We start from the raw sequence: 18,803 nt of genomic DNA, 5'->3' as shown, positions 1-18,803 counted from the left end.
GCCCTCGGATAGATTCCCACCGTGCCGACCACCACTGCGACGAAGGCGCTGCTGATCGGCGGCCGCTCGGGAGTCGGGAAGTCGACGGTCGCGCTGGCGATCCACGACATCCTCTCGGCCGGCGACGTCGCGCACGCGATCATCGAGGGTGACAACCTCGACCTGGCACACCCGGCACCATGGAGCGCGTATCCGGAAGCGCAACTGGCAGAGCGAAACCTCGCCGCGATGTGGGCCAACTACCGCGAACTGGGATACGACCGTGTCGTCTACACGAACACGGCGGCCGTGGTCACCATCCCGCAGCTGCGGCAGGCACTCGGCGAGGATGCGGAGATCGCGGCCGTCCTCCTGCAGGGCAGCGACGGAGCGGTCCGGGGACGCCTGGCTCAGCGCGAGCGCGGCGCATCTTTCGACGCCCACCTGGCGCGCAGTGCGGCGGCCGCGGTGCGGCTGGAAGCCCACGCCCCCGAGTCCGTGATGCGCATCGACACGACGGGCAGGACGCCGGAGGAGGTCGCGGTCGACATCCTCCGCACGGTCGGCTGGAAGCCAACCCCCTGACCTCACCCGGCCGTCGACACCACCGCGATCGGCGGCGGGAACCACTCGCCCGCGAGGGCCGGCTTCCGGGCGACGTAGAGGCGCAGGTTGAGGGAGAACCCGCTCCCGGCCGGCGAGGGCAACCAGTTGGCCTCCGGGGATGCGGCCGGTCGCTTCGGTGCGATCCAGATGCTCACCGATCCGTCGTCGTTGGGGGTGAGCGGCGACTCGGAGTTGATGCCGTAACGGTCGATCGGGTTGGGGACCACCCGGTAGTCGGGGACGGAGTAGAGCGTCAGCGACCAGAACGCGTCGACGAGGTTGGACGGCTCGTCCGCCGGGAAGCGGATCTCGTACGCCGCCCCGCCGTCGAGCAGCGCACCATCGCTGCCCAGCTGACCGACGTCGTAGATGGCCTCGTCGACCGTGTTCGCCCACAGGCCGCCATAGTCGACGATGTCCCGCGCGAGCACGTCGTTGCCGAAGCGGCCGGCCGCGAACGCCACCGACCAGCCGTTGCGCTGGGTGCCGAATCCCTTGGTTCCGGCGAGGAAGGCAGGCCAGGCCTTCGTGCGGATCACCTCGTCGACCGCCGCGGTGGCGGCGGAGTCATCCGCGATGCGATCGGCGATGACCTCGACCAGCCGCGCATAGCGGGCTGCATCGGGCATCGCGTCCGGTGCGGTCGCGAGGAGCGCCGGCCCGGCGGCGAAGGCATCGGCACCCGGCAGGCTCGCGTTGCTGAAGTCGGGGATGGTCGGCGGAGGGTCGATCACGATCCCGTCGGGAGCCTCGATTCGGAAGCTCTTCTGGAGGGCGACGGCCTCATCCGGGGTCGACTTCAGCTCGACTCGGGCCAGGATCTTCGCCTTCCGCCCGGGGAGGTCGATCACCAGTGCGCCGTCCGGGGTCGGCGGCGTCGTGCCCGCGAGGCGAAACGCCACCGCGCCGAAGGGATGGTCGGGGAAGTTCCGCTCGTTGATGTTGGCGATCACCTCGCCCCAGACGTCCACGACCTGCACCGTGTAGTAGCGGCCGACGATCTCGGGCACCTGCAGCGTGACCGCATGGGAGGGGTCGACGGCGATCCACGCTTCCAGGTAGGCGACATCCAGGTTCGGGTTGACGAACTCCGCCGAGCCGAGCGGGTTGTACTTGATGGTGTTCCAGCCGACCCGTTCGACGTCGATGTCGTGGTTCTCCTGGCGGGCGACGAGCAGTCGACCGAACAGGTACAGGTAGGCGTCGACGATCTCCTGGTCCGTCGGCATCGCCGCGGCTTCCGTTCCGTTCATGCGTTCTCCGATCTCGGGGGCGGCCGATGCCGCGATAGGGAAGTGGACGGCCGTCAGAACTCCCCGAGCCCCTTGCCGATCAGCACGACGCCGATCACCAGGAGCAACACGGCCATGATGGTGGCGTTGTTGTAGACCAGCCAGATGCGCAGGGATTCGAGCGGCCGGGCCATCCGGGCGGAGGCGGCCAGGTAGGCGATCACGGGGATGGCGACGGTGGATGCGGCGATGACCGTGTAGACGATCACCGCGACGACTGTCTCCGCCGTCGTCTGCGCGTCGGAGCCGATCGCGACGCCGGCGGCCACACCCATGAGCAGGTTCTTCGGGTTGAGGGCGGAGAGGAGGAAGCCGAGCACGAGCGCTCGGGCACCCGTCATCGTGTCGATCGCCGACATCCACTTCGGCAGCGCCGGTTCGGTACCGACCTTCGGGCGGCCGCGCCACTGCTGCACCGCGAGCACGAGCAGCAGCAGGCCCAGCACGATCTCGACGGTGCCCAGGATCGGCTTGGACTCGTCCGGGTCGCCCTGCGGGAGGACCGACGAGAGGAGGGTGAACACCACGACGGCGACGACGATGCCGAGCAGCCAGCCGAGGAGGAAGCCCAGGCTGGTCCCGCGCGCCTTCGGCGACAGCAGCATGAGGATCGCCGCGATGATCGGGATCGGGCTGATCGCCACGCCGAGCGCGAGCGGGATGACGTCTCCGATGACCGGTCCCATGGGTGTCCTGCTTTCTCGTGGCCGTCAGCCGACGGAGGGTGCGCCGAGATCCGCGAGCGCGGCCCGGTTGGTCGGGTAGAGGCGCTCGTCGTCGAGCACGCCGAGGTCGCGCATCCGGTCGACGAGTTCGGTGCGCGGCCGGCTGAATGACAGGGCGACGCCGTTGTCGTGCAGCCACCCCTTCAGACCGGCGAAGGCCACGGCGCCGGTCACGTCGATGTCGGTCACCGCCTCGAGGTCGAGTACGACGTTGCGGACGCCGCTCGCCGAGGTGACCGCGCGCTTGACGGCGTCGGCGAAGACCGACCCGTTCGCGAAGAACAGGGGAGCCGCGAGACGGATGATCACGATGCCCGGGGCCGTCGTCGCTCCGTGCGGCGCCGGGTCGAGCAGCGACGAGTGCGGGTCGCCGTCCGCCTCCAGCACGTCGATCGCGGGGGAGGAGGCCCGCTGAGCGAGGTTGATCAGCGCGAGGACGAAGGCAACGAAGATGCCCGGGATCGCCCCGATCAGCACGGTCACGACGAAGCAGACGGCGCCGATCGCGAACTCGAACCGGTCCTGCCGCCACAGCTCCCCGAATTCACGGATGCCGAGCAGCGGGATGATCGCGACCCCCACGATCGCGCCGATGGCAGGCGAGGGGATGTGCTCCAGCAGTCCCGTGCCGAACACCAGCAGCAGCAGGGTGCCGACGGCCGCGACCAGTGACGGCAGCTGGGTGCGCGATCCTGCCTGGTCCATCGCGGCCGTGCGCGAGGTCGACGACCCGACCGCGAATCCGCCGGTCGCGCCGGCGGCGACGTTCGCCGCCCCGAACGCGAGCAGGTCGCGGTTGGGGCTCGTGCCGTAGCGGTGCTTCTCGCCGTAGCTGCGTGCGACGAGCAGCCCTTCGGCCATGGTCACCAGCGTCAACGCGATGGCCGAGGGGATGAGGGCGAGCCAGCGACCCCAATCGAGCACCGGCCAGGTGAGGGCCGGCGGACCCGCATCCACCGGGCCGAGCACGGCGACTCCCTGCGCCTCGAGCCCACTGGCGACGACGGCCACGGTCGCGACGACGAGCACGATCAACGCCCACGGGACCGCCCGGGCGACGCGCTTGCCGACCACGAGCACGACCACAGAGAGGGCGGCGATCAGCACCGACCATCCGTTCAGCGTGGGCAGCCCGGTGACGAGCGCGCCCACTTTGTCGGTGAACTCGGCGCCGGAGTCGATCGTGACCCCGAGCATCTTGGCGATCTGGCTGACCAGGATGTCGAGCGCCAGCCCGCCGACGAACCCGACCAGGATGGGCTTGGAGAGGAAGTTCGCCAGGAACCCGAGCTTGAGCACCGCCGCGAACACGAACAGCACGCCGCAGATGATCGCCTGCGCGAACGCCAGGGTGAGGTAGTCGGCGGTTCCCGCGACCGCCAGTCCGCCGATAGAGGAGGCGACGAGAGCGGCCGCCGCCGCATCCGGCGACGCCACCAGCTGCCGGGACGACACGATCAGGGCGTACACGATCGCGGGGAGCACAAGGGCGTACAGCCCGGCCGTGGGCGGCAGCCCGGCGATCTGCGCGTAGCCGATGTTGAGCGGCACGGCGATGGCCAGCAGCGTGACGCCCGCGACCGCCTCACCGCCGGCATTGCGCCAGGTGAGACCCGCGAGCGGTCGCTGCATGCGCTCAGTCTGGGGGGAGACGGATGGGCCGCGCTAGAGCCTGATTTTCGCCGGATCCCGCCCCTAGACGCTGGCCCGCTCGATCAATATCCTGGCGCCACGTGCCGCGACGACGCGAGCGCATCGTACGGTCGGGGGACGTCGACCCGACCTCGTCGGAGGGACGAAACCATGACCGTCGAGTTGCCCGGACGACTGGCCGACCTCCCCAGCGACGGCGATCTCCCGTCGCGCGAGGCGATCCCGACGATCTTCGACGAACTTGACTACCAGCTCGCCTGCCAGGCGTACCTCTGGGCCCTGCCGCTCGTCTCCTACGCGCAATGGAAGACGCAGCACTACGACGTGTTCGGCGCCACCGGAAGCGACCTGGTGCGGTACCTCAGCTACCGGGATCGGCTGGGACTGATCACGGCGAACGCGACGACCCCGTACATCCTGAACTTCTTCGACCTGTCCGCCAGCGGGCCGCTCGTGATCGAACTGCCCGCCGGACCGACGGCGGGAGGGGTCTCCGACTTCTGGCAGCGCGAGGTGGGTGCGATGGGCGAGATGGGCCCGGACCGCGGTCAAGGCGGCAAGTACGTCATCCTCGGCCCCGGCATGGACGAGCCGGATGGGCTCGGCGACGACTATCGCACCCTGCGGTCCTCCGGCGTCAACATCATGTTCGGGTTCCGCACCCTCGACCCCGACCCGGAGCGTGCCGACGCCCTGGTGCGGGCCGTGCGGATCTATCCGTACGCCGATCGCGAGAACCCGGCACCGACGCGCATCGTGTCGCCCGACGGCCGCCCCTGGACCGGCGACCAGCCGCGTGGGCTCGACTATTGGAGGCGGCTGCACGACATTTACCAGAGCGAGGTGGTCGACGAGCGCGACCGCTTCTACCTCGCCATGCTCAAGCAGCTCGGCATCGAGAAGGGGAAGCCGTTCGAGCCGTCGGAGCGCCTGATCCGCATCCTGGAGCAGGGAGCGGCGGCGGGGGAGCTGATGGCGCAGGCGAACACGTTCGCCAAGCGGTTCGCGCAGGGCACCTACTGGCCGGACCGCCGCTGGGAGCAGGCGATCGTCCTCGACGACTCCGCACAGCGCGGCGATGGATATGACGAGCTGCTCGAACGCGCCTCCTGGTTCTACGAGGCGGTCAGCTTCTCGGAGGCGATGAAGAGCCAGACCCCCGGCGTCGGCCAGGCGTACCTCGGCGCGTACACCGACGGGGACGGCGCGTGGCTCGACGGCGGCCGCAACTACACCCTCCACGTGCCCGCGGAGGTTCCGGCGAAGCTGTTCTGGTCGGCCACCGTCTACGACGTGGCCACACGCTGCCTGATCGACACCGAGCAGCAGCGCGGCGACCGCGGCTCACGCGACCCCGAGCTGGTCACGAACGCCGACGGCTCCGTCGACCTGTTCTTCGGCCCGACACCGCCCGCGACCGGCGACACGAACTGGGTGCAGACCATCCCGGGCAAGCACTGGTTCTCGTACTTCCGCCTCTACGGCCCGCTCGAGCCGTACTTCGATCGCAGCTGGAAACTCGGGGACATCGTCCCCGTCTGAAGTGGATCCGCCCGAACTGTCGAAACGTGAGGCCCGCGTTCGTAGCAGGGGTGGAGGCTGCCGCGAGGAGGCGGCCTGAAGGGAAAGGATGAGCGCATGCAGTATCTCGTGAACGTCATCGACAGCCGCAGCAACTCGGGCACCGAGGAGGAGGCGGTCGCCATCGACGCCTTCAACGACAAGCTGCGGGCCGGCGGCCACTGGGTGTTCGCCGGCGGACTGGCCGACCCGTCCGTGTCCACCGTCATCGACGGGCGCGGCGACGAGCCCGTCTTCACCGACGGCCCGTTCGTCGAGGCGAAGGAGTGGGCGGCCGGGTTCTGGCTCATCGAAGCACCCGACCTCGACGTCGCCCTGGAGTTGATGGCCGAGGGCTCCAAGGCCTGCAACCGCCGGCTCGAGGTGCGACCCCTCCTCGTCGTGTGACCAGTCCTCGACGGGTCACCGCCGCGCACGACGCCCTCACCCGGGCCCACCGAGAGGAGTGGGCGCGGGTGGTCGCCGCCCTCGCCAAGCGGTTCGGCAGCCTCGACCTGGCGGAGGAGTCCGCCGCCGAGGCCTTCGCGACCGCCGCCGAGCGGTGGCCCGTCGACGGCATCCCGCCGAATCCCGGCGCGTGGCTCACCACCACCGCCACCCGCAAGGCGATCGACCGCATCCGCCGCGAGAGCACCCGCGACGCCCGGCACAGGGAGGCGCACCTCGTGTACGACACGCAGCCCGAGCCGGTCGGCGCGGTCGACGACGACCGGCTGCGGCTCATCTTCACGTGCTGTCATCCCGCTCTGGCGATGGAGGCGCGGATCGCGCTGACCCTGCGGATGGTGGGTGGCCTCAGCGTGCCCGAGATCGCCCGCGCGTTCCTCGTCCAGGACACCACGATGGGCGCCCGCATCACCCGGGCGAAGGCGAAGATCGCGGCAGCGAACATCCCGTACCGACTGCCGACCGCTGAGGACCTGCCGCACCGCGTCTCCGGTGTGCTGACGGTGCTTTTCCTGATCTTCAACGAGGGATACCTCGCCTCCGGCCCCGACACTGCGCCCGTGCGGCGCGATCTCACCCGGGAGGCGATCCGTCTCGCACGGCTCCTCCACGAACTCCTGCCGGACGACGGCGAGGTCACCGGCCTGCTCGCGCTCATGCTCCTCAGCGAGGCGCGGAGCGACGCCCGCGTCTCGTCCACCGGCGAGCTGGTGCCGCTGGGGGAGCAGGACCGCGGGATGTGGGATGCGTCCCTCATCGCCGAGGGCCACGCGCTGGTGCGCGAACGGCTGGTGTCGGGCCAGCCGCCCGGCCGGTACCAGCTGCTGGCGGCGATCAACGCCGTGCACACGGATGGAGACGCGCCGGACTGGGCGCAGATCGTCGCACTGTACGACCAGCTGGCGGTGCTCGATCCGTCGCCCATCGTCCGGCTGAACCGCGCGGTCGCGGTGGGGGAGCGCGACGGCCCGTCGGCCGGTGTCGCGCTGCTGGACGCGCTCGCCCCGCAGCTGTCCGGCTACCACCCGTTCCACGCTGCGCGCGCACTGCTGCTGGTGCGGCTGGGACGGGAGGTGGATGCGCGCGCCGCCTACGAGGCCGCGCTCGCGCTGACGGACAACGCGGCCGAGACCGCCTACCTGACCCGGCAGCTGGAGCGCCTCGCCGCGCGCTGATTCGGCCCGATAGCATGGCGCCACCGCCGTCCGACCTCTCAAGGAGACGTCCCATGCCCATCGCCCTGGACAACGTCGGCATCGCCGTCGACGACATCGAAGCCGCGATCGCCTTCTTCACCGACCTGGGCCTCACCGTGCTCGGGCGCGACACGGTCAGCGGGGAGTGGGCGGACACCGCGGTCGGGCTGGACGGCAACCACGCGAAGATCGCGGTGCTGCAGACGCCGGACGGCCACGGTCGCCTCGAATTCTTCGAGTACCTGCACCCGGACGCGATCCCCACGCGGCCGACGCTCCCGAACGAGATCGGGATGCACCGCGTCGCGTTCTCCGTCGACGACATCGACGCGTCGCTGGCGATCGCGGCCCGGCACGGCTACTACCCGCTGCGCGGCGTCGCGACCTACGAGGACATCTACAAGCTGACGTACCTGCGCGGGCCGAGCGGGATCCTGCTGATGCTGGCGCAGAAGCTGACGCCCTCCGCGGAGTGAGTGGTCCTGCGGACTACTCAATAGCGCCCCGGCGGGCACGCAGCGCACTACTCTATAGGCCCGATTCCGCCTGAGTAGGAGTAAGGGGCCGGTGATCCTGGGTGAGCTTCCTTCGTGGAAGCGAACACCCGAAAGGAACACTATGACGAAACTTCGCAACGCCGTACTAGCCGGCGTTCTCGTGGCTGGGATCGGAGGCGCCGGCGTCCTCACGGCTGCTCCGGCCTTCGCCGCACAGGTGGCGACCCCCGGTGGCACCCTGATCAGCGCAACTGGAACCGCTGGTCAAGACCTGGACGTAGCAATGACCGGCACGGCCTGGACCCTGAGCGAGCCACTCGGCGCCGTTCACATCGAACTCGGTCTGCCGGCGGGCACCGTCTGGCAGAACAGCTTCAACGGCGTGCCTGGCACTGAGCGAATCCCGGGAAATCCCGCTCAGGGTTACACCACGTCAATTGACGGGCTCACCTACACCATCTACCCGCAGGGCACCACTGGTATATGGACCTTGCAGATCAATACGCCGGGCCTTGTGCCCACCATGACGGAGGTGAAGATTCCGACGCTCAAGCTCGGCCAGGTCACGCCCACGGCCCTCCAGACGCAGTTGACGTTCGACTTGAGGCAGACCACGGACGAAATTAAGCCGTCGGCCACGTTCACCTGGACCGAGGACCAGCCCGACACCCCCGTGATCGCCCCGGCGATCGGCGGCGCAGCCGCCATCGCTGGTCTCGGCCTCTCCGGCATCGTGTTCCTTCGCCGCCGCAACGCCGAGCAGGCGTAACACTCCCACGAGATTGGACAGGTGACGTCATGTACGGAACCGCAACCCCGATCGTCGGCGGGATCGCCGGCGCCACAGCCCTCGCCACGACCGGATTCGACGCCTTCGCCTACACGTTCGTAGCGGCCGCGTTCGTCCTGGTCGGGCTGGCGCTGGTGCGCGCCAATTACATCCGTCGGCGTCGCGCCACCCTCGCGGCGACGGCCGCCTCGGCCTGACCGGCCGAGCAGCAGAACCCTCGGGGTCGCGTCCCTAGCGCGACCCCGGGGCCTCACCGGCCTTTCCGCGCCGCCCCACACCCGTTCATCCGCCCACCGCCGTGGGCTGCTTTCCCGAGCCCACGAAGGAACCCGACGATGTCCACCATCGCACCCGACGCCCCCGCGCCCTCCAGACCCACCGCCCGACGGCTGCTGACCGCGGCCCGCATCCTCCTCGGCCTCGCCGTCGTCGCGATCGGCATCCTCTTCCTGGTCAAGGAGTACTCCGCCCGCCTCCTCGAGGCGCAGGTCGGCGCCTGGCTGGTCGACGCGCTCTTCGCGACCAACGCCCTCCCATCGCTCAGCGCAGGAACCCCGGCCGTCGTCTTCGGCGTGCACGACACGTTCCTCGCGCTGCGCATCACGATCGAGTGCTCTATCGCGCTCTACGCCGGCAGCATCGTCATCTTCGGCGGGCTGCTCCTGATGCTCCCGCGGCTGCGGACCGTGCGTGTCATCGTCGCCACCGCCCTCGGCGCGGGGCTGATGATCCTGCTGAACCAGGTGCGGATCGTCGGCCTCGCGTGGGTGCTCTCCGAGCACGGACGAGACGGCTTCGAGTGGGCGCACAGCCTCGGCGGCAGCTTCCTGATGACCGCCGGACTCGTCGTCAGCCTGGGCGTGTTCCTCGGGATCGTCCCGCGACGCCGTCCGCGGCGCCGCTTCCGCTCGACCAGGAAGACGGTGCGCTGATGGACCTGCTCTTCCCCGTCCTGAACACCATCGCCGGTGTCGTCATCTCCCTGTCGCTGGTGTACTTCCTCGCCGCCATGGGCGCCGGGATGCACGAGCTCCGCAAGAACAAGACCAAGCTCGGCGTGCAGGGCGACGCCCGCTACGAGCAGCCGTTCCTCGACGAGCCGGAGACGTTCGACGTCTACTTCCTGGTGCCGTGCCTGAACGAGGAAGCCGTCATCGGCGCAACCGTCGCGGCCCTTGCGCCGGGCCGTCGCAGCACGACCATCGTCATCGACGACGCCTCCGACGACCGCACGGCCGAGGTCGCCCGCGAGCAGGGCGGACCGAACACGATCGTGCTCAGCCGGCAGCTCCCGAACGCACGTACCGGCAAGGGGGAGGCGCTCAACGACGCCTACCTGCTCGTCCGTCGGCTCGTCGAAGAGCGCGGCCAGAACCCGGCCCGCGTGCTCATCTGCGTCATGGATGCCGACGGCCGCCTCTCCGACGGCGCGCTCTCGCACGTCCTCCCGATCTTCGAGGACCCGAAGGTCGGCGGCCTGCAGCTCGCCGTACGCATCCGCAACCGCAACACCAACTTTCTCACCCGCTTCCAGGACTTCCAGTTCTGGTCGATGTCGGCCATCACGCAGTTCGGCCGCCGGAAGACCGGCACGGTCAGCCTCGGCGGCAACGGGCAGTTCACCCGCATGTCGGCCCTGGAAGGACTCGACGGGATGCCGTGGTCGGCCTCCCTGACCGAAGACCTCGATCTGGCCATCTCGCTGCTCATCAAGGGCTGGACGCTGGAGACGACTCCCGCGGCCTCGGTCGACCAGCAGGGCGTCGAATCCCTCCGCCGGCTCATCGTGCAGCGCCGCCGCTGGTACCAGGGCCACATGACGGCCGGCAAGCGCATCGTCGACATCTGGAAGAACCCCGACCTCTCCAACGCGCGCATGTTCGAGATGTCCGCCTACCTCTCCGTGCCGTGGCTGTTCGACCTGCCCTGGTCGATCCTCTGGCACTGGCTGCTGTTCACGTTCATCGTCCGCGCCGACTCCGTGTTCTCGTACGTCGACGGCCCGCTGTCGCTCGTCGTCGGCCTGGTCGCCTGGTACGTGCTCACGTTCGCGCCGTCGATCCTCACCACCGTCGTGTACCTCCGACGCGACCGGCGGGTCGGGCTCGGCTGGGCGATCCTCATGGGTCACGCCTTCCTCGTCATGAACTACCTCTCGTTCGCCTGCGCCTGGGGAGCGCTGCTGCGGATGATCCAGGGCCGCACCGGGTGGGACAAGACCGCCCGGTCGGCCGAACCCGGGGAAGCGACCGCATCCCCGTCCACCACCTCCGCGGCCGCCTCCGTGCCCGCGTCACGCTAAGGAATCAACGAACAATGAAGAGCATCCGCATCGGTCTCGCCGCCGCCGGGATCGGGGTCGTCCTCGCCACCTCCGGCGCCGGCCTCGCCTCCGCCGAGGAGGCCGCCCCGAAGAGCGAGCACGCGGTCGTCGCGATCACCGCCCCCGTCGACTTCACCCGGGCAGACTCCAAGAACCCCGAGTTCCGCGGGACGGGCGCGCCGGGCGCATCCGTCGTCGTCGGCGACCCGCAGGGGACCGTGCTGTGCGCGGCCAAGGTCACCGGCTCCGGCTGGTCGTGCACCTCGGTCGTCGACATGGGCGACGGCTCCACCTCCGTCACCGCGAGGCAGAACGCGTGGGGCGAGATCACCAGCGATGTCGCGACGTTCGAGGTCGCCCACCAGGAGAAGCCGCTGTTCGAGAACTGGATGATCCTCGGGGCCGCCAGCGTGCTCCTCGTCATCGTCAGCGGCATCAGCCTGACCGTCGCGCGAGCGCGCAAGCGTCGTCGCGAAGCGACGGAGGGGGCAGCACAGAAGACTGCGGCCGGCACCGCCGCGCTGACCCGCGACCCGAAGGGCGCCGAGGCCTCCGCCGACCGCGTCCTGAGCCGGTGAGGGGCCGCAGCACCCTCGCGTCCGCCCTCCTCGCTCCCCGAGGGGGCGACGCGGGGCGATCCGGATTCCGCCACTACGCGGCGATCGACGGGCTGCGCGCGGTCGCCGTCCTGTCGATCGTCGTCTACCACACCGGCTTCTACACGAACGGGCTGTTCGGCGTCGACGTGTTCTTCGTCCTCTCTGGCGTCTTCGTCACGCTGATGCTGACGCGGGAGTACTTCCGCGGCGAGGTCCGCGTCGGCCGCTTCTACGCCCGGCGGGTGAAGCGGCTGCTGCCGGGGCTCGTCGTCACGCTCGCCATCACGGCCGTGCTGGTATGGATTCTCGGCTCACCGACCGAACGCGCCGACTTCCTCCCGCACGCGCTCGCCTCGCTGGCGAACATCGCCAACTGGGAGCAGATCCTCAACGGCGATGCCTACTGGGAGGCGGTCGCGCCCGGGCCGCTGAGCCACATGTGGTCGCTCTCGGTGACCGAGCAGTTCTACCTGATCTGGCCGCCCATCCTGCTGCTCATCCTGTTCGTCCACCGCCGCGGTCGTCCGCTGACGGTCGCCACCCGGCCGACGCGGGTCGCCATCGCGGCCTGGGTGAGCACGGGGCTGTTCCTGCAGCTGTCGATCTGGACCGCGTACGTCTTCTCCACCTCCGGTGCAGATCGCGCGTACCTCGGCACGGACACGCACGCCCTCATCCTGGCCGCCGGGGTGACTACCGGCCTGATCATCGCGGTCCGCGAGCGGCGGCCGTTCGCCCGGACCGAGCGCGGGCGCCGTGTCCTGGTGCGCTCGATCGTCGGTGTCGTCGCAGCCTTCCTCATCGTCCAGCTGAGCATCGCGGCCGAGACCTACCACGCGTCGTGGCTGTACTACGGCGGCCTCGCGGCCGTCGCGGTGCTCGCCGGCGTGCTGGTGTGGAGCCTGACCGGCCCGAGCATCCTCACCGCGTTCCTCAGCTGGACCGTGCTCGTCACGCTCGGGCGCGCGTCCTACTCGATCTTCCTCGTCCACCTGCCGCTGATCTGGCTGGTCAGCACGCTGAGCCCGGGCACCCCGCCGCTCGGGCTGCTCACCAGCGTGCTGCCGCTCAGCGTGCTGTGCGGACTGGCGCTCCACTTCGCGGTCGCCGAGCCGCTGCGCCGCGCTCGGTGGCGCAAGCCCGGCAGCCTGCTCGCCGCCACGGCGGTCACCGTGTGCGCCACCCTGATCGCGGTCGCCGGCACCCCGCCCGCGCAGACGACGGCGGGCGGGGGAGTGCGCGTGCTCACCCTCGGCGACTCGCTCGGCGCCGACTTCGCCTCCGCGCTCGCGCTGGAGGAGGCGGGCGTCCGCACCTCGATCGTCGACCGGAGTGTCGGCGGATGCGGGATCTTCTCGCCCGAGCAGACCCGCACCCCGGAGGAGCCGGAGCTCGCGGTTCCGCGCGACTGCCTGCCCTGGGAGCAGCGCTACCGCGACGCGCTCGCGGAGGCCCATCCTGATGTCGTGCTGATCACCCTCGGCTGGGATGCGGTCGGCCAGAAGCTCGACGGAAAGTGGACCGACCTGGCCCACCCGGAGGCGCGCTCCCACTACCGCGACCAGCTCGAGACCCTGCGCACGATCATCGCCGCAGCGGGCGTTCCCGTGCTGCTCACCAACTCCCGGTCCGACTCGCCCGTCACCAAGCCGGACGCGGCTGCCGCACACGACGCCCTGATCGCCGAGTTCGTCGCCGCCACCCCCGAGGTCACCCTGCTCGACCTCAAGGGCAAGGTCTGCCCGAACGGACGCTGCACCACCTCCACGGCCGACGGCGACCCGCTGTACGTGGACGGCGTCCACTTCAGCGACGCGGGCCTGCGCGACATCGCGCCGTGGCTCGGCGCGGCGGTCGCGTACGCCAACCGCCGCTGACCGGCGCCAGCCGGCATCCACCACCACTCACGACCGCTCACCGCATCCACCACTCACCGCCGCCCCACTCACCACCGCCCCCACTCATCACCCCGGCCGACTACTCAGCCGCGCCGCCCGGGCCGCGCATCCACTACGCAATGCCCGCCGATCCCGCGCTCAACGCCCGGATCGCAGACAACGCTGAACTCGCCCCTGTTGAAAGGAACCCTCCCATGAGAACACCCGCCCGGACCGGAATCGCGGTCGTGCTCGGCACGCGACCGGAGATGGTGAAGCTGGCCGGCATCATCGCCGAGCTGGGGGAGCAGGCCCGCGTCTTCCATACCGGACAGCACTACGACCCGGCGCTCTCCGGCGACGTCTGGACCTCGCTCGGCCTGCCCGAGCCCGAGGCCGTGCTGGACGTCGGGGGCGCCACCCGTGCCGTCCAGGTCGCGTCGGCCCTTCACCAGCTGGATGTGCACTTCGCCGAGCGGCCTCCGCGCGCGGTCGTCGTCCAGGGCGACACCAACGCGACCCTCGCCGGCGCCCTCGCGGCGAACGCGCACGACATCCCCCTCATTCATGTGGAGGCCGGCCTCCGCAGCTTCGACCGGGCCATGCCCGAGGAGCACAACCGCGTGATGGTCGACCATCTCTCCGACCTGCTCTGCGCTCCCACCTCTACCAACGTGGCGAACCTCCGCGCTGAGAACGTCGCTGCGGGCCGCGTGCTGCTGACCGGTAACACCGTGGTGGAGGCGGTGGATGCGCAGCGCCTCGACGACCGCGCAGCCTCCGCCGTGCTCGACGCCCACGGGCTGACGCCGAACCGCTATGTGCTCGCCACCTTCCACCGGCCCGAGAACACCGACCCGCTGGAGGTGCTCACCGCGATCCTGGAGGAGCTCGCGAAGATCGACGCCGAGGTCGTCGCGCCGCTGCATCCCCGGACCCGCTCCCGGATCGAGAAAGCGGGGCTGTCGCACCTGCTCGCACCGCTGACGGTCATCGACCCGGTGCCGCCCGCGGAGTTCCTGGCGCTTGCGGGCAACGCTGCGGTGCTGGTGTCCGACTCCGGCGGCGTGCAGGAGGAGTGCAGCGTGCTGAAGCGGCCGCTCCTCGTCGTGCGCGCCTCCACCGAGCGTCCCGAGGTCATCGGCACGTTCGCCGAGCGGACCAACCCCGGACCGGAGATCTCCCTCATCGTCAACGAATGGCTGGACGGCCTGACTGCGAAGCACGCCGAACTGGCCCGCACGCCGAGCCCGTACGGCGACGGATCGGCGTCGGCACGGATCGCCACGGCCATCCACTCCCTGCTCGCCCGCCAGGCTGAACAAACTCTGAGCGTTCGCTGAGCCGCCGTAATGCCAGCATTCTGACCTCGTCCTCCTGAGTAGGCGGACTGATCCCAGCTCCGCCGTCCGGGGAGATCAGGGGAGCGACAGATGCGGGTGGCGACGCAGCAGGAACGGGAGTGGGCCGACGTGGTGGGCGCGGGGCAGAGCGCCTCGAGCAACCCCGCGATCATCGCGACGCGGGATTGGGTCTCGCACGGTCAGGACGTGCTCATCCTCGGCGACGACGGAGCGGGCAAGACGCACCTCGCGCAGCAGCTGCGCGAGCTCTTCCTCGACCGCGGCACCAACGTCCTGATGCTGTCGGGTTCGCGGTCCAGCCGCGACACCGCTCTCGCGCCGTTCCTGTTCCACGACCTCGTCGCGCTCGACCAGCCGAAGCATCGCTGGGTGCCCGCGGAGATCGTGCGCATCCTGACGCCCGAACTGCAGGGCCGCAGCAACGTCATCCTCATCGACGGCGTCGACCTCCTCGACCAGGAGTCGGTGCTCGTCGTCGAGCGCCTGCTGGAGACCACGAGCAGCCGCCTGGTCGGCACCGCCGGGCTCGACCTGCCGCTCGACCGGAGTGGCAGGGGGAGCGCGGACGACGACGCTCGACCCGTGCGGCACCTGATCGGCCAGCGGTCTCCCGCGCAGGTCCGCATCGCCCCGCTCGGATACTGGGGGATCTCGTCGCTGCTCACCTGGCGCCTGTCCGGCACGCCGGACTCTGCGCTGATCACCGCGATCACGACCCACTCGGGAGGCAACCCGCGCGTCGCGACCGCGCTCGTCGACGGCGGGCGCTGGGCGGGCGCGATCGACCTGGTCGACGGCGTATGGACCCAGACCGGTCCGCTGGACGGCATCCCGCTCGACGCGGTCGCCAACGCGTTGACCTCTCGCCTCGGATCCGACGAGGTGGATGCGCTCGAAGCGCTCGCCTGGGCCGGATCGATCACGTCGGACGACGCCGAGCGACTGGTCGGCACCGCGCCGCTCCACCGTCTCGCCGAACGCGGACGGATCGCCCTCCACCGCGGAACGGACGGCCGGCTGGTCAGCGTGTCGCCCCCGGCCCTCGGCCGCGCGCTCCGGGCACGGACATCCGACTTCCGCGGTGCCGAGCTGACCGACCGGCTGCGTTCGGTACTGGGCGCCGCATCCACATCGACGCCGCCGTTGCCGGCACCCGACAGCGCGACCGACCGCCTGTACGTGAGCGACCGGGCGCAGGTCGACGACTACTGGCGCTGGGCGACCGACCTCGCCTCGCACGTCGAGCAGCGGGTCGCAGGCGAGCAGGCGGAGGCGCGGACGCGCTGGATGGCCGACCCCGGCATCGGGAACGCGATCGTCTACCTGCACACCCTGCTCAGCCGGCCGGACACGGACGCCTTCGCGGAGGTGTTCGCGGACACGGCACTGCGCGACGGCGACGTGGAGGCGGCACGCGCCGAGTTCTGCCTGCTCCAGCTCCAGTGGCTGATCTGGTCGGGTGCGACGGACCGCGATATCGCCGCGTTCCTCGCGCGGTGCGAGGCGCTGGTGGGTGCCCACCACATCCTGCTCTGCACGTATTGGTCGGTCGTGCGCGCGCCGGCGGAGGGCGCGACGCTCTCCGCCGACCTGCTCGACGCCTGCCTGGCCGACCAGCCGAGTGGATTCGCGCGGGCCTGGGCCGCGAACCTGCACTGCTGGCTGCTTCTGGAGCTCGGCCGCCCCGCCCGCGTGCTCGAGCTCCTCGACGGCCTGCCCGATTCGCGCCACCTCCGGCACGCGAACCGCTACCTGGACGCCCAGCGGGCGGACGCGCTGCTCATGCTGAACCGCGTCGACGAGGCCGAGCACCTGTCGCGGCAGCGGCTGGAGCAGGCGTATGCCGAATTGGATGCGGTGGGCATCCGCATCCACTCGGTCGGCCTCGCCGAAGCGCTGTACCTGAAGGGCGACCTCGCGGCGACCTGGCGGACCATCTCTCTGGTGCTCCGCCAGGGGACGCCGGGGCCGGACAACCGGACCTACCCACGGCTGGTCGCGCTGGGCGCGGTCGTGCAGGCGCAGAGCGGCAACACCGAGCTGGCCGAGGTGCTCCAGAGGGAGCTGGATGCGCTCGACGACGGCCACCGCCCGCTGTTCGGCACGCAGGCCGAATGGGGGCGGGCGCACCTCGCGTCGGCGGAGGGCGACCCCGACGAGGCGGATGAACTGCTGTGGCGGGCGGGGGAGGCCGACCTCGAGAAGGGCTACGTGGCCGCCGCACTCCGCCGGTTCAGCGCGATCAGTGCGCCGCTCAGCGACCAGCGCGCACAGCGGTTCGCCCACGTCGCGAGCTCCAGCGAGGCCGCGCTCTTCGACAGCCGGGCGCGCCTCCACACCGCCCTCGCCGCGGGCGACCCGGACGCGGTCGCGGCCGCGCTGCGGACCGCGCCGCCCGGGAACGACCTCCGGCTGACCGCGACCGCCCTGCACCTCATCGACCGGCGCCGGGATGCGGCCGGCAAGGCGCCGCTGAGCGCCTCGGACCGGAGCATCCTGGTGGGGGAGCGGGTCGCCGCGTCGCTGACCGCCAACCCGAGCGGGCGCCTCGACGGCGAGGGCAGGCTGAGCGACCGGGAGCGCGAAGTCGCCCTGCTGGCGCGCTCGGGGCTGACCAACAGGGAGATCTCGACGCGCCTCTACCTGAGCGTGCGAACGGTCGAGAACCACGTGTACCGGGCACTGCGGAAGCTGGGCCTCGGCAGCCGGAGCGACCTGCGCGACCAGTGGAACCCGGAGGCGGCCTGAGACCACCGGCAGCGGCAGTTCAGTGTTTCCTTAATTCAGCAGCCGCTGTATTGTCTTTCGCATGACCACCGCCACTGCGACCGCCAGCATCACCCACACCGCGGCGCTCGCGCGTTTCGGGCACGCCCTGTCGGATCCGACCCGCGTCGGGGTGCTGCTCGCACTGCGCGAGGCGCCCGCGTATCCGTCGGACCTCGCCGATGCGCTGGGCGTCTCCCGGCAGGTCATGTCGAACCAGCTGGCGTGCCTGCGGGGTTGCGGCCTCGTCGAGGCGGTGCCGGACGGGCGGCGCACCTGGTACCGCCTGGCCGACGGTCACCTGGCGCCGGCACTGGACGAGCTCCTTCGCGTCGTGCTCTATGTCGAGCCGGGATGCTGCGGGGGAGAGGCCTGCGACTGCGCCTGATCCGCCCTACCGTTCTTCGCAGCGCTGAGCGTTCTGCACCAGGGTCAACCCGGCGCTGACCGCCGTGAGCACGAACGTCCTCCGCCGCCCGGTGTCCTGCGCGGGGAGGAACCCGAGTCGCGCGGCGAGCGCTGCGGACGTCGCATTCGTGCTGTCGATCACCGCCGTCACGAGCGCGGCCTCCAGGTCGCGGAAGGCGAACTCCAGCATCGCCCTCGCCGCCTCCGTCGCATACCCGTGTCCGCAGGCGCTGGTCAGCTGCAGCCAGCCGATCTCGGCGGTCCGGGTCTCCGCCGCGGTCGTGCGCAGGTGCAGGGACACGTCGCCGATCACGTGGCCGTCCCGTTCGACGGCGAGCACGAGGAGGTCGCCGGGAACGGAAAGCGCCCTGTGGCGCGTGCGATCCCGGAGGTGGCGGAGGGCCTCCCTCTCTGTGCGGGGCGGCCAGCCGAGTCCGCACCGGATCCTCTCGTCCCCTTCGATGCGCATCCAGTCGGCCTGGTCCGTCAGCCGATACGGGCGGAGCAGGAGGCGCGGAGTGCGTAGTTCGCGCGCGACGACCGCTTCGCGGAGGGCGGGAGGCTCGCGCAGCGCGCGGAGGGACGCCAGCAGCCGTCCACCCGACGGATCGTGCGACAGGGCGATCATCGGCCGCCTCCTCTCGGATGCGACGCTACGGCGCGAGTCGATGACGCGGCTGCAAGACCCCGGCCGCAGTCT

General features: G+C 70.7%; 18 protein-coding genes. 14 read left to right on the top strand and 4 right to left on the bottom strand.

Annotated features, from left to right (window positions below; translation table 11 throughout):
• Positions 1-21: 21 nt before the first annotated feature.
• Positions 22-564 (top strand): adenylate kinase family protein, encoded by a 543-nt coding sequence (locus ABIC47_RS17590; RefSeq protein ID WP_354482492.1) that lies wholly within the window; start codon positions 22-24, stop codon positions 562-564.
• A 2-nt stretch (positions 565-566) separates the two neighbouring features.
• Here the strand turns inward: ABIC47_RS17590 and ABIC47_RS17585 are convergent, their stop codons facing one another.
• Genes ABIC47_RS17585 through ABIC47_RS17575 form a run of 3 tightly spaced genes read right to left on the bottom strand, consistent with a single transcriptional unit; the run spans position 567 to position 4,234 of the window.
• Complete coding sequence (locus ABIC47_RS17585) at positions 567-1,838, bottom strand: DUF1214 domain-containing protein (RefSeq protein WP_354482489.1); 1,272 nt, start codon at positions 1,836-1,838, stop codon at positions 567-569.
• Positions 1,839-1,891: 53 nt separating this feature from the next.
• Complete coding sequence (locus tag ABIC47_RS17580; protein ID WP_354482486.1) at positions 1,892-2,563, bottom strand: GAP family protein; 672 nt, start codon at positions 2,561-2,563, stop codon at positions 1,892-1,894.
• Between the two features lie 24 nt (positions 2,564-2,587).
• Entirely contained in the window at positions 2,588-4,234 is a 1,647-nt protein-coding gene (locus tag ABIC47_RS17575; RefSeq protein WP_354482483.1) for a SulP family inorganic anion transporter, read from the bottom strand.
• Between the two features lie 171 nt (positions 4,235-4,405).
• On the opposite strand from ABIC47_RS17575, the gene ABIC47_RS17570 reads away from it, so the two are divergent.
• The 13 genes from ABIC47_RS17570 (at position 4,406) to ABIC47_RS17510 (ending at position 18,083) form a co-directional block, all read left to right on the top strand.
• On the top strand, positions 4,406-5,797 hold the full coding sequence (locus ABIC47_RS17570) for a DUF1254 domain-containing protein (RefSeq protein ID WP_354482480.1): 1,392 nt from the start codon (positions 4,406-4,408) through the stop codon (positions 5,795-5,797).
• A gap of 96 nt (positions 5,798-5,893) precedes the next feature.
• The gene (locus ABIC47_RS17565) at positions 5,894-6,223 is read left to right on the top strand and encodes a YciI family protein (RefSeq protein WP_018191036.1); all 330 of its coding nucleotides are present in this window, start codon (positions 5,894-5,896) and stop codon (positions 6,221-6,223) included.
• A complete protein-coding gene (locus tag ABIC47_RS17560) occupies positions 6,220-7,458 on the top strand; it encodes an RNA polymerase sigma factor (RefSeq protein ID WP_354482477.1) in 1,239 nt (412 codons plus the stop codon). Before ABIC47_RS17565 ends, ABIC47_RS17560 begins: the two co-directional genes overlap by 4 nt.
• A 53-nt stretch (positions 7,459-7,511) precedes the next feature.
• A complete protein-coding gene (locus ABIC47_RS17555; RefSeq protein WP_354482474.1) occupies positions 7,512-7,955 on the top strand; it encodes a VOC family protein in 444 nt (147 codons plus the stop codon).
• Positions 7,956-8,097: 142 nt separating this feature from the next.
• Positions 8,098-8,745, top strand: coding sequence for a peptide ABC transporter substrate-binding protein (locus ABIC47_RS17550; RefSeq protein WP_354482471.1), 648 nt, complete (start codon positions 8,098-8,100; stop codon positions 8,743-8,745).
• A gap of 29 nt (positions 8,746-8,774) precedes the next feature.
• Positions 8,775-8,963 (top strand): hypothetical protein, encoded by a 189-nt coding sequence (locus tag ABIC47_RS17545; RefSeq protein WP_354482469.1) that lies wholly within the window; start codon positions 8,775-8,777, stop codon positions 8,961-8,963.
• 138 nt (positions 8,964-9,101) lie between these two features.
• The gene (gene xrtR, locus ABIC47_RS17540) at positions 9,102-9,698 is read left to right on the top strand and encodes an exosortase R (protein WP_354482466.1); all 597 of its coding nucleotides are present in this window, start codon (positions 9,102-9,104) and stop codon (positions 9,696-9,698) included.
• The gene (locus ABIC47_RS17535) at positions 9,698-11,068 is read left to right on the top strand and encodes a glycosyltransferase (RefSeq protein ID WP_354482463.1); all 1,371 of its coding nucleotides are present in this window, start codon (positions 9,698-9,700) and stop codon (positions 11,066-11,068) included. The genes xrtR and ABIC47_RS17535 overlap by 1 nt, the downstream gene beginning before the upstream one ends.
• A gap of 14 nt (positions 11,069-11,082) precedes the next feature.
• On the top strand, positions 11,083-11,667 hold the full coding sequence (locus tag ABIC47_RS17530; protein ID WP_354482460.1) for a hypothetical protein: 585 nt from the start codon (positions 11,083-11,085) through the stop codon (positions 11,665-11,667).
• Complete coding sequence (locus ABIC47_RS17525) at positions 11,664-13,565, top strand: DUF459 domain-containing protein (protein WP_354482457.1); 1,902 nt, start codon at positions 11,664-11,666, stop codon at positions 13,563-13,565. Before ABIC47_RS17530 ends, ABIC47_RS17525 begins: the two co-directional genes overlap by 4 nt.
• Positions 13,566-13,780: 215 nt before the next feature.
• Positions 13,781-14,908: a non-hydrolyzing UDP-N-acetylglucosamine 2-epimerase gene (gene wecB, locus ABIC47_RS17520; protein WP_354482454.1), complete on the top strand. Its 1,128-nt coding sequence runs from the start codon at positions 13,781-13,783 to the stop codon at positions 14,906-14,908.
• Between the two features lie 90 nt (positions 14,909-14,998).
• Positions 14,999-17,677, top strand: a complete 2,679-nt coding sequence (locus ABIC47_RS17515) for a helix-turn-helix transcriptional regulator (RefSeq protein ID WP_354482451.1) — start codon at positions 14,999-15,001, stop codon at positions 17,675-17,677.
• Positions 17,678-17,738: 61 nt separating this feature from the next.
• Complete coding sequence (locus ABIC47_RS17510; RefSeq protein ID WP_018191047.1) at positions 17,739-18,083, top strand: ArsR/SmtB family transcription factor; 345 nt, start codon at positions 17,739-17,741, stop codon at positions 18,081-18,083.
• Positions 18,084-18,089: 6 nt separating this feature from the next.
• On the opposite strand, the gene ABIC47_RS17505 is transcribed toward ABIC47_RS17510, so the two are convergent.
• Positions 18,090-18,731 (bottom strand): GNAT family N-acetyltransferase, encoded by a 642-nt coding sequence (locus ABIC47_RS17505; protein ID WP_354482448.1) that lies wholly within the window; start codon positions 18,729-18,731, stop codon positions 18,090-18,092.
• Positions 18,732-18,803: the final 72 nt, after the last annotated feature.

Origin of the sequence: Leifsonia sp. 563 (assembly GCF_040545055.1) — a bacterium.
Lineage (GTDB): Bacteria > Actinomycetota > Actinomycetes > Actinomycetales > Microbacteriaceae > Leifsonia.
Note: the sequence above shows the minus strand (reverse complement) of the source record. Positions and strands in the feature narration are given on the sequence as shown.

Coding starts and splice junctions, on each gene's coding strand:
- ABIC47_RS17585 (WP_354482489.1), bottom strand. CDS start 1,838: ATGAACGGAACGGAAGCCGCGGCGATGCCGACGGACCAGGAGATCGTC.
- ABIC47_RS17580 (WP_354482486.1), bottom strand. CDS start 2,563: ATGGGACCGGTCATCGGAGACGTCATCCCGCTCGCGCTCGGCGTGGCG.
- ABIC47_RS17575 (WP_354482483.1), bottom strand. CDS start 4,234: ATGCAGCGACCGCTCGCGGGTCTCACCTGGCGCAATGCCGGCGGTGAG.
- ABIC47_RS17570 (WP_354482480.1), top strand. CDS start 4,406: ATGACCGTCGAGTTGCCCGGACGACTGGCCGACCTCCCCAGCGACGGC.
- ABIC47_RS17565 (WP_018191036.1), top strand. CDS start 5,894: ATGCAGTATCTCGTGAACGTCATCGACAGCCGCAGCAACTCGGGCACC.
- ABIC47_RS17555 (WP_354482474.1), top strand. CDS start 7,512: ATGCCCATCGCCCTGGACAACGTCGGCATCGCCGTCGACGACATCGAA.
- ABIC47_RS17550 (WP_354482471.1), top strand. CDS start 8,098: ATGACGAAACTTCGCAACGCCGTACTAGCCGGCGTTCTCGTGGCTGGG.
- ABIC47_RS17545 (WP_354482469.1), top strand. CDS start 8,775: ATGTACGGAACCGCAACCCCGATCGTCGGCGGGATCGCCGGCGCCACA.
- xrtR (WP_354482466.1), top strand. CDS start 9,102: ATGTCCACCATCGCACCCGACGCCCCCGCGCCCTCCAGACCCACCGCC.
- ABIC47_RS17535 (WP_354482463.1), top strand. CDS start 9,698: ATGGACCTGCTCTTCCCCGTCCTGAACACCATCGCCGGTGTCGTCATC.
- ABIC47_RS17530 (WP_354482460.1), top strand. CDS start 11,083: ATGAAGAGCATCCGCATCGGTCTCGCCGCCGCCGGGATCGGGGTCGTC.
- wecB (WP_354482454.1), top strand. CDS start 13,781: ATGAGAACACCCGCCCGGACCGGAATCGCGGTCGTGCTCGGCACGCGA.
- ABIC47_RS17515 (WP_354482451.1), top strand. CDS start 14,999: ATGCGGGTGGCGACGCAGCAGGAACGGGAGTGGGCCGACGTGGTGGGC.
- ABIC47_RS17510 (WP_018191047.1), top strand. CDS start 17,739: ATGACCACCGCCACTGCGACCGCCAGCATCACCCACACCGCGGCGCTC.
- ABIC47_RS17505 (WP_354482448.1), bottom strand. CDS start 18,731: ATGATCGCCCTGTCGCACGATCCGTCGGGTGGACGGCTGCTGGCGTCC.